The organism is Mesorhizobium sp. ES1-4 (genome assembly GCF_020164745.1).
Classification (GTDB): Bacteria; Pseudomonadota; Alphaproteobacteria; order Rhizobiales; family Rhizobiaceae; genus Mesorhizobium.
Genome location: NZ_JAIUGV010000001.1, coordinates 509,563 through 525,160 on the forward strand (window position 1 = coordinate 509,563; position 15,598 = coordinate 525,160).

Sequence of the window (15,598 nt, forward strand, 5' to 3'; positions counted from 1 at the left end):
TTGTGCTGTTTAGCATACAACAACCAAAAGTAGGGACAACGAATCTCGGTCGGTAACGTAAACGGACGTCACAAACCCGGTTTCTGGAAGACTCACAGACGGATTTGCTCGGCCGGCATACGCCACGTGACAAGGACTTCGGCGTCACGCAGCGTGTTATGGAGATGGCCTCCAGCAAAAGCCGGAGGCCATCTCGGGTCAGCTCACGAGGCCCTTGGTCAGTTCCAGCGCCTGGCGTTCGAACAGGCGGCGGTAGATGCCGCCCTTCAGCCGGATCAGCTCGTCATGCGAGCCTTCCTCGACGATTTTGCCGCGATCGAACACCAGCAACCTGTCCAGCGCCCTCACCGTCGAAAGCCGGTGCGCGATAACCAGCGTCGTGCGTCCGACCATCAGCCGTTCCATCGCCTGCTGGATCAGCACCTCGGATTCCGAATCGAGGCTCGACGTCGCCTCGTCCAGGATCAGGATGCGCGCATCGGCCAGGAAAGCCCGGGCGATCGCGACGCGCTGGCGCTCGCCGCCCGATAGTTTCACGCCGCGCTCGCCGACCAGCGTACCGTAGCCCTTCGGCAGGTTGGCGATGAAATCGTGCGCGCTCGCCAGCCTCGCGGCGTGCTCTATCTCCTCCTGGCTGGCGCTTGGTCTGCTGTAGGCGATGTTTTCGGCCAGCGAACGATGGAACAGGATCGGCTCCTGCTGGACGATGGCGATCTGCCCGCGCAGCGACGCCTGCGCGACCTGCGAGATATCTTGTCCGTCGATCACGATCCTTCCCGCACTCACGTCATAGAGCCGCTGGATGAGCTTGACGAAGGTGGTCTTGCCCGAACCCGAGTGACCGACGAGCCCGACACGTTCACCCGGCGCGATATCGACCGAAAAGCCGCGGTAGAGCGGCGACCGGTGATTGCCGTAGTGGAAGGTGACGTTGTCGAAGGCGATGTGACCCTGCACGATGGCAATCGGTCCGGCGCCGGGCCGATCCTCGATGCCGAGCGGTTCGGACTGGAAATCGACCAGTTCCTCCATATCGTTGATCGAGCGCTGCAAATTGCGGATATGCGTGCCGATATCGCGCAAATAGCCTTGCAGCACGAAGAACGAGGTCAGCACGAAGGCGACATCGCCGGCACTCGCCTGCCCCCACGACCACAGCATCAGCGCCAGGCCGATCACGGCGGCCCGCATGACCAGCAACAGCGCCCCTTGCGTGGTGCCGTTGATGGTGCCGCGCACCCAGGTGCGCCGCGTGCGCGCGCGCCATTTGGCGACCACCCGGGCCAAGCGGCGCTCCTCGCGCTCCTCGGCGCCAAAGCCCTTGACCACCGCGTTGCAGCTGACCGCATCGGCGAGCGAGCCGCCAAGGCGCGTGTCCCAGGTGTTGGCAAGCCTTGCCGCCGGCGCGACGTAGCCGAGCGACAGCATCGCCGTCACCATGATGAACAGCACGGAGCCGGCTGCGACGACCGCGCCCATCAGCGGCCAGAACCAGCCGAGCAGCAGCGTCGAGCCGGCGAGCATGACCACCGACGGCAGCAACGCGATCAGGATGGTGTCGTTGAGCAGGTCGAGCGCCCACATGCCGCGTGTCACTTTTCGCACTGTTGAGCCGGCAAAGGAATTGGCATGCCAGTCGGTGGAAAAGCGTTGGACGCGATGGAAGGCGTCGGCCGCGATGTCGGCCATCATCTTCAGCGTGAGCTCGACAATCGCCATGAAGGCAAGGTTGCGCAGCACAACGCCGGTGAGCGCCAGCGCCATCAGGGTGAAGAATGCCGTTATCGCGGCATTCCAGGCAATCGCGTCCGCGCCGGCGCTGCTGGCGACGGCATCGACCAGCCGACCGGAATAGAGCGGCGTGAGCACGTCGGCCAGCGTCGACAGCAGGAAACCGCCCATGATCAGCGAAAGCCGCCAGGGCTGACGCCGCCAATGGGTTAGCGTGAAACCAAGCACGCTGCGAAAGGCGCTCGCGCGCAAATCAATCTTGAAACGAGCCATGATGTCATTCGGGCGCAAACGAGCCCGATCCCGGTAAAATCCAAATTGAAAAAAACCGCGCAAGGAGCCTATTTGGCCATGAATGCGGAGGTTCGGTTATGGTTGACCGCTCGCCCGAAGGCGGCGATCGGCAGCGGCAAATGCCCGTGCTGCGTCCGGTTCTGTTCCGAAGACAGTTCGGAACACCGGTGCAGACCTAGGCCTCGCGACCTCGCATAACGATGTCAAATCCTGGCATTCGGACCTCCCTAAAGGGAATCGCGGAGAAATCCTTATAGAGACGCCCCATCGCTTCGCCAAGACAGGCCGCCGTCGAAACGGCATCTGGTCCAAGCACTGAGACGAATTTGCAACAACGGCGCTCGTCGCCCGTCAGGGTTTCGGCTGGCGGTCAAGGCGCATGTATCGGCCATCGGTCGACGGCTTGAACCCCAACTTTTCGTAGACCCCGTGTGCGTCACTGGTCGACAGGCTCCAGTGCGAGACGGTGCTGAGTTCAGGATGGTCGATGAGCGCCCGCACCAGCCGCAAGCCGACGCCCTGCCCGCGATGTTCGGGCCAGATGATGATGTCGGCGAGATAGGCGAATACCGTGCGGTCGGTGATCGCCCTGCCGAAACCAACCTGTTTGCCGTCGATGTAAGCGGCGGCGCAGAACGAGTTGGCAAAGGCGCGGCGATGAAACTCGTCGCTGCGTCCAGCACCCCAGTAGCTCGCCATCAAAAGGTCGGAGGTTGCCCGGAAGTCGATACGCGAAAGGTCGAAGCTGATTTCACAATCGCGCATGGCCGAACCGCTTTCAACTGAGCTTGACAGCCGAAGAGGCTGCTATCCACGATCCCTGAAACGGTTGGTGATGGGATAGCGGCGGTCGCGGCCAAAATTCTTCCTGGTGATCTTTACACCCGGCGCCGCCTGCCGGCGCTTGTATTCGGCGATGTAGAGCAAGTGCTCGATGCGCGTCACCGTCGCCCGGTCATGACCGCGCGCGACGATGTCGTCGACGCCCATCTCGTTCTCGACCAGGCATTCGAGGATATCGTCCAGCACCGGATAGGGCGGCAGCGAATCCTGGTCGGTCTGGTTTTCGCGCAATTCCGCCGACGGCGCCTTGTCGATTATGTTCTTCGGGATCACCTCCCCCGAAGGCCCGAGCGCGCCCGGCGGCACATGGCTGTTGCGCCAGCGCGACAGTGCATAGACCTGCATCTTGTAAAGGTCCTTGATCGGATTGAAGCCGCCGTTCATGTCGCCATAGAGCGTGGCGTAGCCGACCGACATCTCGCTCTTGTTGCCCGTGGTGACGACCATCGAGCCGAACTTGTTGGAGATCGCCATCAGGATGGTGCCGCGCGCACGGCTCTGCAAATTCTCCTCGGTGATGCCTTCCTTGGTGCCTTCGAACAACTGCGTCAGCGCGTGCAAAAATCCTTCGACCGGCTCGAAGATCGGCACGATGTCGTAACGGCAGCCAAGCGCACGGGCGCAGTCCTCGGCATCCTTGAGGGAGTCCTTCGAGGTGTAGCGATAAGGCATCATGACGGCACGCAACCGTTCCTCGCCGAGCGCGTCGACCGCAAGGGCGGCACAGATCGCCGAATCGATGCCGCCGGACAGGCCGAGCACGACGTTCTTGAAGCCGTTCTTGTTGACGTAGTCGCGCAGGCCCAGCATGCAGGCGCGGTAGTCTGCCTCCTCCTTGTCCGGGATTTTCGACATCGGTCCTTCCGAACAGACCCAGCCGTTATCCCGCCGCTTCCAGGTGGTGACGTCGACCGCCTCCTCGAACTGGCTCATCTGGAAGGCGAGCGTCTTGTCGGCACCGATGGCGAAAGAGGCGCCGTCGAAAATCAGCTCGTCCTGGCCGCCGAGCTGGTTGGCGTAGATCATCGGCAATCCACTCTCGATGACTTGCTTGATGACGACCTGGTGGCGAACATCGATCTTGGCGCGGTAGTAGGGCGAGCCGTTCGGCACCAGCAGGATTTCCGCGCCGCTTTCGGCCAGCGTCTCGCAGACCCCGACGTCGCCCCAGATGTCCTCACAGATCGGAATTCCGATGCGCACGCCACGGAAGTTGACCGGCCCCTGGATCTCGGGCCCGGCCTGGAAGACGCGTTTCTCGTCGAACTCGCCGTAATTCGGCAGGTCGATCTTGTAGCGCTCGGCGATGATCTTGCCGCCATCGGCGAAGACGATGGAATTATGCGTGCCGCTCTTGCGCTTCAGTGGCGTGCCGATGACGACACCCGGACCGCCATCGGCGGTATCCTTGGCAAAATCCTCGGCCGCCCGCTCGCAAGCCTTCAGGAAGGCCGGCTTCAGCACCAGATCCTCCGGCGGATAACCGGCAAGGAAAAGCTCGGTGTAGAGCACGAGATCGGCCCCCTGGCGGGCAGCATCGGCCCTTGCCTCGCGCGCTTTGGCGAGGTTGCCTGCGACGTCACCTACGGTCGGGTTGAGCTGGGCAATGGCGATACGCAGTATGTCGAGCTTCTTGGTCATGCCTGCTGACTTAGCGCGGCAAAATCCGCCCCGCAATGGCGTTCATTTGGACCAATCGAGACCGTCAATCGCTGCCCATATAGTCGCGCAACGATTGCGCAGAGTGGTTTTCGCCGATCGACATCGCCAGGATTCGCGACAGGTGCCGGCGCGGCAAGCCTGTCTCATCGGCCCATCGGTTGATCTGGATCTGGATCTTGTCGAGATCCTTCTTCGACGTCGGATTTTCGGCGATGTCGAGGCCCGCGTCGCGAAGGGCTGCCGCCATGTCGGCCGAAATGATGAAAGCATCCCAACCCAGCCAGCGCAGGAAATACTGGCCGGTGTTGCCGCCGAGCCGGCTGCCATGCTTGCCCAGATAGGCCATCAACCCGACCTGGTCGCCGGCGGGCCATTCGGCGAGAAAATTGCCGAACCCGTCATGTTCCCTGGACACGCGTTCGACGAAAGCGGCGTTGTCGCGAACGGATTTGATCTTCTGCGGATTGCGTACGATGCGCTGGTCGGAAGCCAGATCATGCCAGAAATCGTCAGGCTGAAACAACAGCCGCTTGGGCTCGAAGCGCAGGAACGCCTCCTCGAATCCAGGCCATTTCTGCTCGATGACCCTCCAGACGAATCCGGCGGCGAAGACGCGCTCGGCCATCGTCGAGAGGATGCGGTCATCGGTGATGTCGGCCACCGCCGCATTGTCCGGTGTCGGCCCCAACAGGGAGGTCAGTTCCGCCTCACCGCCCTTGCGCTTTGCCGCGCGAGCGCGAATTTTCTTGAAATCGGCCATCGGTCCCCTCGGTTCGCCTCAATCTAGCACTTCCCGCCCCGGCCGGCAGCCTCTACCTCTAGCGCAGCGAAGTCCTTTGGAGACGGCCATGAACAAGACGATCGACGATCTGGCGAACCGCTGGCTGAAGCGAAAGCCGGATGGATTGAGCCAACTGGAAAGCCGGGTGCTGCAAAGCACTATCGAGCATACCACCATCACTCGGGACACCAACAAGGCAGTCGCTTTCCACCAGACCTTTGGCGACCGGCTTGCCGACACGATCGCCCGCATCGGTGGCTCCTGGTCCTTCATCCTGACCTTCATCGCTTTCCTGATCGTCTGGACATCAGGCAATGTCTGGCTGTTGTCGCGCGATGCATTCGACCCCTACCCGTTCATCTTCCTCAACCTCGTGCTGTCGATGGTCGCCGCCTTGCAGGCGCCGGTCATCATGATGGCGCAGAACCGCCAGACCGAGCGCGACCGCATCGATGCCGCCCACGACTACGAGGTCAACCTGAAGGCCGAGATCGAGATCATGGCGCTGCATGAAAAAATGGACGAACTGCGCCACGGCCAGATCATCGGCATGCGCGACGAGATCGTGCGGCTGGCGGAAATGGTCAGGCGGATCGATGAAAGACTGTCACCGCAGTCGGCGTCATGACCGAGGCGATCCACCATTTCATCGAACAGTACGGGTTGTTGGCGGTTTTTCTCGGTTGCGTGGCCGAAGGCGAAAGTGCCGCGATCTTGGGGGGATTCTTCGCCCACCAGCATGTTTTCGTGCTGTGGCATGCTTTCGTCGCGGCAGCGCTGGGCGCCTTCGCCGGCGACACCTTCTTCTTCATCCTGGGCAGGAGTTTCGCAGACAATCGCCATGTCGTCAGGCTGCGCCGGCGGCCCGGCTTCCGCCGCGCCTACCGCCTGCTCAACACCCATCCCAACATCTTCGTACTGTCGAACCGCTATATCTACGGCATGCGCCTGGTCGGCGGCATCGCGGCCGGCCTTTCAACCATCCCGGCGCCGCGCTTCGTCATCCTCAACGCCATCTCGTCGGTGATCTGGGCGGTTCTGTTCAGCACCCTTGGCTATTTCTTCGGACTGGGCGCCGAACAGCTCATCGGCAAGGCACTGGCACACCACGAGCGACTGTTCATCGGTCTGGCCATTGGTCTGGCCGTTGCCATCATTGCCTGGTTCATCGCCCGTCACATCGCCAAACGAGAGCGCGCCCGGGAAAGCTGAAATCTTCGCCTGCCAGAATTGCGGCGTGCTTTCAGACGACATGCGTCAGTCTATTTCGAGCGCCCGATCGCCGCGATCAAGAATGAGCGGGATGATCAGATCCTCCTCGTCGGCGAGATGACGGGTCAGCATGGCGATCAGCCTGCTGTTTTCGTCGGCATAGGCATCGGCGGCGAAGCGCTGCTTGTCCTCACTCTCCTGAAGTGTACGGATGAAGGCATTCGCTGCTTCCGCATTGCGCTCCAGCCCTTCGTGGATCGCGTGGTGATCGGCATCGAGAATGTCGAAGCCGCGTTTCAGGCGGGGCTCGGCCTTGGCGAAAACCGGGAAATATTGGTAGTCCTCGACATTGTGGTGACCATCGAGATTGCCGAGGAAATGGTTGAGGCGCGGCGTGAACCACCGCGCGAAATCGGGCGCTGTCAGCCTGCCTTCGCGATAGTCGCCAATACCGCCGCTCAGCATGCCGCCAAGTTCGCGGAACATGTCGTGCCGCTGCAGCCACATTTTGGCCACGCCGTGAATATTCGCGTGACCCTGCCAGATCTCGCGCGGATACTTTTCGGCCAGCCAGCGCAGGTCTTCCGGCAGGCCCGGGCGTTCGAGAAGCGAGGAATTCGTGGACCCTGTCATGACGGTCTCCGTTGGTGACTGTCATATAGGGATCAATGTCTCAGATCGGCACCCCTGTCATGCGCTCGATCAGAGCGATGCCCCACACGCCGCCGGCAATCACCACCGAAATCAGCACCGCCAGCGAGCCGCAATCCTTGGCGAGCTGGATTTCTATGTGGAATTCACGAGAAATCGCGTCGCACGCCGCCTCGATGCCGGTGTTCAGCACTTCGACCATGATCAAGAGGAGCACGGCGCCGATCAGCAGCGCGTAGCCGCGCCATGACATTGAGATGAACCAGCCGGCGGGCAATGCCAGCGCCAGCAGCATCAGTTCCTGCTGGAAGGCCTTCTCGCTGACCGCAAGCTTGCGAAATGCCCGCACCGAATTGATAAAAGCATCGATCAGCCGCTGCATGCCCAAATCCCTCTCCGAGTCACCGGCACGGGATAAAGCAATGGCCCGATCAAGGGAATAAGGCGTCCCGCGCAAAGTTCATTCGCCCGACGGCACCTTGATCGATGGCGTCGACTTTTCGAATTGCGGCAGCGCGTCGTCGACCGAATAGTAGTCGCCCTTGTCGCCGATGAAGATATGGCATTGACCCTGCAGGCTTGTCGGAGCGTCAAACGATCCCGCCAGGACCGAGACATAAGCGTCGTCACGCGGCTTCCAGAACAGCAGCGATCCGCATGTCTTGCAAAAACCACGTCTGGCGGAAGACGATGCCTCGTACCAGGTGATGCTTTCCGTGCCTTCGATCAAGATGTCGGCATCGGCAACATTGGTCGCGGCATAGAAATGCCCGCTTTGTTTCCTGCACTGCGAACAATGGCAGTAGACAACGCCGCGCAGCGCCCCATTTGTCCGGAAGCGGACAGCTCCGCACAGACATGATCCCTGGTGGTTGTCGCTCATTTCGACACTCCTCGAAGACGTCCTGCATCGTTGTCAGGATTCCAGCTTCGCGGCCGCTGCGCGCAAGCAAATACGACATCGATTGGCGTGACGAATTCGAAAAGTCGTTTCATTTTTGCAGCGGCACGCCGCGAGTTTCGATTCCAAGAGTTGTCGGGATGGCATACAAAAAACGCTTCTACAGCCGCAGGCAGAAAAATCTGTGGAAGCCGTGCGAATTAAGGAAACTTTAGCGCTGCCGCAACTATGATCTCCCGGCAAGAAGTGCGGTGGGGACGCGCGTCTTCACAAGGCTTTCTGGAGCATGGGTAACGCTCCCCAGGTCGGCGATCAATGGACCCGCGAATTCCGCGCCGGGATCCGAGGGGGAGTTAACCAGACATGCAGCCAGCAGCAGCCCCGACCGAACGAAGTACCGATATCGCAGCCACCGTTGTCGCGACAATGCGCCAGCTTGGGGTACTGGGCGTGCCACGCAACTACGAGATTTTCTATGAGGCCTTGAACGGCACCAACCGTGAACTCAGCCTCGCCGTCGTGTCGCTGAGCAATCGGCCTACGCAGGACGAGTTGGATCAGATCGGGCGCGCCTTTTTTGCCCACAACCATGGCCCGGGCATCGTCGAGCATGCCAGGGACGTCATCGCCCGAGAACTCGAAGAAGTCGCATCGCTCCTGCGCAGCGAGCGCAGCCACATCGAAAAATACGGCAGAATCCTCGATGAGACCTCGAGCGGCCTGAGCAACCGCAGCCTGCTCTCCCAGGATCTTCTGCAAAAGATCGCCAACGCAATGACGATCGCGACCAATTCGACCATCGATCACGGCCGGCAGATCGCCTCGACGCTCAGCGACAAGACGGCCGAGCTCGAAAGCGTCAAGTCCAAGCTCGAGGAATACAAGCGGCTGGCCGATACGGATCCATTGACCCAGATCTGGAACCGTCGTGCCTTCGACAAGGAAATCACCAGGATCTACAACAGCAACAAGGGTATCCTGTTCAACGCCCTGATCCTTGTCGACATCGATCGGTTCAAGGACATCAATGACCGCCACGGCCATCCCGTCGGCGACAAGATCATCCAGATCATCGCCGAGATTTTCCAGACCAGCATTCGCGGCGACATGTTCGTCGCCCGCACCGGCGGCGAGGAGTTCGCGCTGATCGTCGAGGGCGCCAGCGAGGACGCGACCTACCAGATCGCGGAACGCATTCGCGCCCTGATCGAGCAGACGCCGTTCACCAGCAGCCAGACCGGCATCAATTACGGCACCGTGACGGTATCGATGGGTATCTGCATGGCGTCCGAGGCGGACGGCCCCGAAGACCTCTACACCAAGGCGGATCGGGCGCTTTATCGCTCGAAGGTCAGCGGGCGCAATCGCGTTACCAGGCATTCGGCCATGGCCGGGCGCGCCGGCAAGAGCTGGCTGCTCTACAAGAAAGACTGAAGCCCTCGCTTTATAGGTTGCGCCGCCGAAGGCAAAACCCAAAAGCTGAAAATGGACAAGGCGCCGAGTCCGCGGGCGCCTTTCTCCACCAGTCCAATTGGCCGGGCTCAGCCGTTCGCGGCCTGCTTGTGCTGCACCGGATGGCTCTTCTTCAGCAGGTCCGAGACCAGGAAGGCCAGTTCGATCGCCTGGTCGGCATTGAGGCGCGGGTCGCAATGGGTGTGGTAGCGGTCCTGCAACTCCTCGGCCGTGATGGCGCGCGCGCCACCGGTGCATTCGGTGACGTTCTTGCCGGTCATCTCGACATGGATGCCGCCCGGATGGGTGCCTTCGGCGCGATGCACCTCGAAGAAAGTTTGCACCTCCTTCAGGATACGGTCGAAAGGCCGCGTCTTGTAACCGGCGGCCTCGATCGTGTTGCCGTGCATCGGGTCCGACGACCAGACCACGCTGCGGCCCTCCCTCTGCACCGCGCGCACCAGCTTCGGCAGATGGTCGGCAACCTTGTCGGAACCGAAACGTGCGATCAGCGTCAGCCGCCCCGGCTCGTTTTCGGGGTTCAGCAGGTCGATCAGCTCCAGCAAGCCGTCAGGCGTCAGCGACGGACCGCATTTCAGGCCGAGCGGGTTCTTGATGCCTCGGCAATATTCGACGTGCGCGTGGTCGGGTTGACGCGTGCGGTCGCCGATCCAGATCATGTGACCCGACGTCGCGTACCAGTCGCCCGAGGTTGAATCGACACGGGTCAGCGCTTCTTCGTAGCCGAGCAGCAGTGCTTCGTGGCTGGTGTAGAAGTCGGTTTCGCGCAGCGCGAAATTGGTCTCGGACGTGATGCCGACCGCGCGCATGAAGTCCATCGTTTCGGTGATGCGATTGGCCAGCGACTCGTATTTTTCACCCTGCGGGCTGTCGGACACGAAGCCGAGCATCCAGCGATGCACGTTCTCCAGGCTGGCATAGCCGCCCTGCGCGAAGGCACGCAGAAGGTTGAGCGTCGCCGCCGACTGGCGGTAGGCCATCTCCTGCCGGGCGGGATCGGGAATGCGCGATTTCGCGTCGAATTCGATGCCGTTGATGATGTCGCCGCGATAGCTCGGCAGCGTCACGCCGCCCTTGGTTTCGTTGTCGGACGAGCGCGGCTTGGCGAACTGGCCAGCGACGCGACCAACCTTCACCACCGGCTGCGCGCCGGCAAAAGTCAGTACGACCGACATCTGCAGGAAGACGCGGAAGAAGTCGCGGATGTTGTCGGCGCCATGTTCGGCGAAACTCTCGGCGCAATCGCCTCCCTGGAGCAGGAAGGCTTCGCCGGCGGCAACGGCCGCCAATTGCTTCTTCAGCTTGCGGGCCTCGCCGGCGAAAACCAGCGGTGGAAAGGTGGCGAGTTGGGCTTCCGTGGACTTCAGAGCGGCAAGGTCCGGATAGGCGGGAACCTGCTTGATCGGCTTTGCTCTCCAAGAATTCGGCGACCATTTCGTCATCGCTGCACCCAACGCTCTTTCCGGCGAGCACCCTCGCCCGCCATTTCCGCCCCTATATGGGTTGGCGGCTCCATACACGAAGCCGAATTCCTATTCTAGACCGGAATTTCGGTGCTGGCGAATGAGTCAGGCGGCTCACTCTGCCACCTGAGACAGGGCGAGATAGAAAAAACTCAGCCCCAGCAGCAAACATCACGGGCTGTAGAACCAGCTATCATAGCGGGCAAAACGTGTGGTCCTGACTCGCTTGAACAATCCGAAATACCGGGACCAACTGAACGCCCGCCCGGTGAAGACGGCGGCCCACAAGATGATGCCTGCCTTGAGCACCTGTTGCGACAGCGGCAAACGGACCATGCCGGCGAAGCCAAGAATCAGCAGAAGCACCAACGCCAGGATCAACCCAACCGCCATGGCGCCAAAGGCCGTTTCCTTGACAGCCGGAGTGCCGTCCTCACGTTGCGGGAGCGCGACGCCGGCGCCGATGCGGCCACCGAAACCCCAATAGATATGAAAGCCGGAACCAAGCAGCAGCAGCGCCGTGCAGAAGGCGATGACCGCTACCGTCATGCCTGTCGGGCGACGTCGTTCAGACGCTTGAGCTGGCGGCCAAGCCCACCCGTCGAGTCGAGCGCAAGCATGCGCAGCAGCGCGATGGCGCTCCACAAAGGCCGGTCCGCGAACGGCTTGTTGCTATTGTGCTCAAGCAAAGGATGGGTGAGCAGGGCAGCGAGATAAAACAACGGAATGATTACCAGAAAAGCCCACCAGACGACAAGAAAAGACGCAGCGACCCCGGCGATCGGCGCGAAAAACAGACCGATATAGTGGATAAACCGGGTCGAAGGTTTTGAATGGCCGGCAAGATAGCCAAGCCAGTATTCATCGAATGTCTGCGGGTTCATGGACTTCCCCGTTCAGCGATGAGTTGCAAGGCCATTTGACCCTTTGGACCCAATATTTCAATGGCTCCAATCGTCGCACATGCCGGGAGGGCGCCAATCCTTGCGCCCTCGGTTACTGTCCCGTTTAGACATGGTGCTGTTGGCCAGCGCCTTCCCTTCTCTGAAAGGGCTAACCGCTCTAAGTCTAAGCCGCTTTCTCCACCAGCCGCGCCAGTTGCGTCATCACCACCGCCGAGCCCGCCAGCCGCTTCTCTGGCGTCGGCCAGTCACGCGCGAAGACCACGCTGTGATCCGGCCTGATCTTGGCCAGTGAACCCTGCTCGCCGATGAACTTGACCAGCCCGACGGGGTTGGGGAATTCGCGCTTGCGGAAATGAAGGACGACGCCCTTCGGCCCGGCATCGAGCTTCTCGACATTGGCCTTGCGGCAGAGCGCCTTGATGAAGACGATCTTCAGGAGATGCTTCACCTCCTCCGGCAGCGGCCCGAAACGGTCGATCAGCTCGGCCCCGAAAGCGTCGATCTCCTCGGTGGTTTCGAGATCGCCGAGGCGGCGGTAAAGCGCCAGCCTGAGCTGCAGATCCGGCACATAGCCTTCCGGGATCATCACTGCCGTGCCGACGGCGATCTGCGGCGACCAGCCGCCGTCCTGGACCTCGCCGGAATCCTTCACCTCGGCCACCGCCTCCTCCAGCATCTGCTGGTAGAGCTCGAAGCCGACCTCCTTGATGTGGCCGGATTGCTCTTCACCCAGAAGATTGCCGGCGCCACGGATGTCAAGATCGTGGCTGGCGAGTTGGAAGCCGGCACCCAGCGTGTCCAGCGATTGCAGCACCTTCAGCCGACGCTCGGCCGTGTCAGTGAGCTTGCGATTGGCCGGCAGCGTGAACAGCGCATAGGCGCGCACCTTCGAGCGACCGACGCGGCCGCGCAACTGGTAGAGCTGCGACAGGCCGAACATGTCGGCGCGATGGATGATCAGCGTGTTGGCGGTCGGGATGTCGAGGCCCGATTCGACGATGGTGGTCGACAGAAGCACATCGTACTGGCCGTCGTAGAAGGCGTTCATGATGTCGTCGAGTTCGCCTGGCGGCATCTGGCCATGCGCCACGGCGATTTTCAGTTCAGGAACAGATTCCTTCAGGAAATCGTGGATCTCAGCGAGATCGCTGATGCGCGGCACCACGTAGAAGGAATGCCCGCCGCGATAGCGCTCCCGAAGCAGCGTTTCGCGGATGACCAGCGGATCGAAGGGCGAGATGAAGGTCCGCACCGCCATGCGGTCGACCGGCGGCGTGGCGATCAGCGACAGTTCGCGCACGCCGGTGAGGGCCAATTGGAGGGTACGCGGAATGGGTGTCGCCGACAGCGTCAGGACGTGGACGTCGGTCTTCAGGTCCTTGAGCCGCTCCTTGTGCTTGACGCCAAAATGCTGCTCCTCGTCGATGATCAGCAAGCCAAGGTTCTTGAACGATATCGAGGACCCAAGCAACGCATGGGTGCCGACCACGATATCGACCTGGCCCTCGGCCAAGGCCTTCTTCGTCTCGGCGAGTTCCTTGGCACCGACCAGCCGCGAGGCCTGGGCGACACGGATCGGCAGCCCCGAGAAACGCTGCGAGAATGTCTTGAAGTGCTGGCGCGACAACAGCGTCGTCGGCACCACCACCGCGACCTGAAACCCTTCCATCGCCGCGATGAAGGCGGCGCGCAGCGCCACTTCGGTCTTGCCAAAGCCGACGTCACCGCAGATCAGCCGGTCCATCGGCTTGCCGGCGCCAAGGTCGTCGCGCACCGAGTCGATCGCCGTCTGCTGGTCATCCGTCTCCTCGTAGGGGAAACGGGCGGCAAACTCGTCATAGAGGCCCTCGGCCGGCACCAGCGCCGGTGCGGCGCGCATCTGCCGCTCGGCGGCGATGCGGATCAACTGCCCGGCCATGTCGAGCAGGCGCCGCTTCAGCCTGGCCTTGCGCGACTGCCAGGCGCCGCCGCCAAGCTTGTCCAGCGTCGCCTCGGCTGTGTCGGAGCCGTAGCGCGACAGCAGTTCGATGTTTTCCACCGGCAGGAACAGCCGGTCGTCGCCGGCATAGTGGATTTCCAGGCAGTCATGCGGCGCGCCGACCGCTTCGATGGTGCGCAGGCCGATGAAGCGGCCAATGCCATGATCGGTATGGACGACAATGTCGCCGGCCGACAAGGCCGAGGCCTCGGCAATGAAATCGGAAGCGCGCTTCTTGCGCTTCGAGCGCCGGATCAGCCGGTCGCCCAGAATATCCTGCTCGGCGACAACAACCAGCTTTTCAGTCTCAAAGCCGGATTCCAGCGGCAAAACCGCCAAGGCCGCCTGCCCCGGCTCGAGCTGTTCCGCCTCCGCCAGCGTTTCGACCTGTTTGAGATTGCCGAGATGGTGCTCGGCCAGGATCTGGCCAAGCCGGTCGAGCGAGCCTTCGGTCCAACCGGCGATGACGACCCGGCGGCGCGCCGCACGCTCGTCGGCAATGTGCCGGACGACGACATCGAAGACATTGACGTTCGGATCGGCTCGCTCCTCCACGAAGCTGCGGCCATGGCGCGAGCCGGCGTGGAAGACTTTCTTACCGCCCAAATCGGGCGCATCGAACACGGTAAAGTCGATGTCCTCCCGCTGCCCGAGCGAAGCCTTGAGATTCTCCGGCGAGAGATAGAGCAGGTCCGGTGCAACTGGTTTGTAGGGTACCGCGTCCTTGAGCGCCCCGTCAGCCTGCTTTTTGCGCGCCTCGTAGTGGTCGAGGATCAGCGTATGGCGTTCGGCAAGCGCCTCATGCGCCAGATGGTCGAAAACCACGGGGGCGTCGGGCAGGTAGTCGAACACCGTCTCCAGCCGCTCGTAGAAGAACGGCAGCCAATGCTCCATGCCGGCGAAGCGCCGCCCCTCGCTGACCGCCGCGTACAGCCCGTCGTCGCGCGATGGCGCGCCGAAGGCTTCGATATAGGCGCGGCGGAAACGGCTGATGGTTTCGGGTGTCAGCGCCACCTCGCTCATCGCCTGCAGCGCCATCGACTTGCGCTGGCCGGTGGTACGCTGCGTGGCGGCGTCGAAGACGCGGATCGATTCCAGCGTGTCGCCGAAGAAATCAAGGCGCAGCGCCTCGGTCCAGCCGGGTGCGAAGAGGTCGAGAATGCCGCCGCGCACCGCGAATTCACCGATTCCGCGCACGGTCGGCACACGCTCGAATCCCGACGTCTCCAGCCGCGCGATCAGCGCATTCATGTCGATCTGGTTACCGGGCCTCGCATGGAAGGTTTGCGCCTCGACAAGCTCGGCGGGCGGGATGCGCTGCAGCAGCGCATTGGCGGTGGTCAGAATAACGGCACGGTGCGGTTTCTTCGCCAGTGCGATCATGGCGGTCAGCGCATCGAGACGCTTGGCGGCGGCATCGGAACCAGGCGACACGCGGTCGTATGGCAGACAGTCCCAGGCAGGCAGCTCCAGCACAGGCAGGCCGGGCGCGACGAAGGACAGCGCTTCGATGATGGAAGGCAGGCGCTGGCCGTCGCGGGCCACGAACAGCACCGGCTTGTCGGGTGCGATCTCGAGCGCCGTCTGCACCAGCGCGAAGGCTTCGTAGCCATCGGCGACACCGTCGACGATGAATTGGCCGGCGCGGCCCTTCGGCAAGCCAATGGTGGGAATGAGAGCCATCAAATCACGGTCTTGTTATCG

Annotated in this window: 14 protein-coding genes; 3 read left to right on the plus strand and 11 right to left on the minus strand. The window is 62.0% G+C overall.

The window, feature by feature from the left end; all coding sequences use genetic code 11:
• Positions 1 to 198 precede the first annotated feature (198 nt).
• From LB556_RS02610 to LB556_RS02625, 4 genes are all read right to left on the minus strand, one after another.
• Positions 199 to 2,004: an ABC transporter ATP-binding protein gene (locus LB556_RS02610; RefSeq protein ID WP_224563066.1), complete on the minus strand. Its 1,806-nt coding sequence runs from the start codon at positions 2,002 to 2,004 to the stop codon at positions 199 to 201.
• A 372-nt stretch (positions 2,005 to 2,376) separates the two neighbouring features.
• Complete coding sequence (locus LB556_RS02615; RefSeq protein ID WP_224563069.1) at positions 2,377 to 2,790, minus strand: GNAT family N-acetyltransferase; 414 nt, start codon at positions 2,788 to 2,790, stop codon at positions 2,377 to 2,379.
• 42 nt (positions 2,791 to 2,832) lie between these two features.
• Positions 2,833 to 4,509, minus strand: a complete 1,677-nt coding sequence (locus LB556_RS02620; protein ID WP_224563072.1) for an NAD+ synthase — start codon at positions 4,507 to 4,509, stop codon at positions 2,833 to 2,835.
• A 64-nt stretch (positions 4,510 to 4,573) separates the two neighbouring features.
• A complete protein-coding gene (locus tag LB556_RS02625; protein ID WP_224563075.1) occupies positions 4,574 to 5,290 on the minus strand; it encodes a DNA-3-methyladenine glycosylase I in 717 nt (238 codons plus the stop codon).
• 88 nt (positions 5,291 to 5,378) lie between these two features.
• On the opposite strand from LB556_RS02625, the gene LB556_RS02630 reads away from it, so the two are divergent.
• Complete coding sequence (locus LB556_RS02630) at positions 5,379 to 5,939, plus strand: DUF1003 domain-containing protein (protein ID WP_224563077.1); 561 nt, start codon at positions 5,379 to 5,381, stop codon at positions 5,937 to 5,939.
• On the plus strand, positions 5,936 to 6,523 hold the full coding sequence (locus tag LB556_RS02635; protein ID WP_224563080.1) for a DedA family protein: 588 nt from the start codon (positions 5,936 to 5,938) through the stop codon (positions 6,521 to 6,523). The genes LB556_RS02630 and LB556_RS02635 overlap by 4 nt, the downstream gene beginning before the upstream one ends.
• A 45-nt stretch (positions 6,524 to 6,568) precedes the next feature.
• Here LB556_RS02635 and LB556_RS02640 read toward each other — a convergent pair whose 3' ends face one another.
• From LB556_RS02640 to LB556_RS02650, 3 genes are all read right to left on the minus strand, one after another.
• The gene (locus LB556_RS02640) at positions 6,569 to 7,156 is read right to left on the minus strand and encodes a hemerythrin domain-containing protein (protein ID WP_224563104.1); all 588 of its coding nucleotides are present in this window, start codon (positions 7,154 to 7,156) and stop codon (positions 6,569 to 6,571) included.
• Between the two features lie 40 nt (positions 7,157 to 7,196).
• Positions 7,197 to 7,556, minus strand: coding sequence for a diacylglycerol kinase (locus LB556_RS02645; protein ID WP_224563106.1), 360 nt, complete (start codon positions 7,554 to 7,556; stop codon positions 7,197 to 7,199).
• 78 nt (positions 7,557 to 7,634) lie between these two features.
• Positions 7,635 to 8,057 carry a GFA family protein gene (locus LB556_RS02650; protein WP_224563108.1) on the minus strand — a complete coding sequence of 141 codons (423 nt, stop codon included), beginning with the start codon at positions 8,055 to 8,057 and terminating at the stop codon, positions 7,635 to 7,637.
• 381 nt (positions 8,058 to 8,438) lie between these two features.
• Between LB556_RS02650 and LB556_RS02655 the strand changes: the two genes are divergently transcribed.
• Positions 8,439 to 9,509: a GGDEF domain-containing protein gene (locus LB556_RS02655; protein WP_224563119.1), complete on the plus strand. Its 1,071-nt coding sequence runs from the start codon at positions 8,439 to 8,441 to the stop codon at positions 9,507 to 9,509.
• 107 nt (positions 9,510 to 9,616) lie between these two features.
• Here the strand turns inward: LB556_RS02655 and LB556_RS02660 are convergent, their stop codons facing one another.
• The 4 genes from LB556_RS02660 to mfd form a co-directional block, all read right to left on the minus strand.
• Positions 9,617 to 10,990 (minus strand): class II 3-deoxy-7-phosphoheptulonate synthase, encoded by a 1,374-nt coding sequence (locus LB556_RS02660; protein WP_224563862.1) that lies wholly within the window; start codon positions 10,988 to 10,990, stop codon positions 9,617 to 9,619.
• Between the two features lie 192 nt (positions 10,991 to 11,182).
• The gene (locus tag LB556_RS02665) at positions 11,183 to 11,560 is read right to left on the minus strand and encodes a DUF3995 domain-containing protein (RefSeq protein WP_224563121.1); all 378 of its coding nucleotides are present in this window, start codon (positions 11,558 to 11,560) and stop codon (positions 11,183 to 11,185) included.
• Positions 11,557 to 11,895: an Mpo1-like protein gene (locus LB556_RS02670; RefSeq protein WP_224563123.1), complete on the minus strand. Its 339-nt coding sequence runs from the start codon at positions 11,893 to 11,895 to the stop codon at positions 11,557 to 11,559. Before LB556_RS02670 ends, LB556_RS02665 begins: the two co-directional genes overlap by 4 nt.
• Positions 11,896 to 12,079: 184 nt before the next feature.
• Positions 12,080 to 15,577, minus strand: a complete 3,498-nt coding sequence (gene mfd, locus LB556_RS02675) for a transcription-repair coupling factor (protein ID WP_224563124.1) — start codon at positions 15,575 to 15,577, stop codon at positions 12,080 to 12,082.
• Positions 15,578 to 15,598 lie beyond the last annotated feature (21 nt).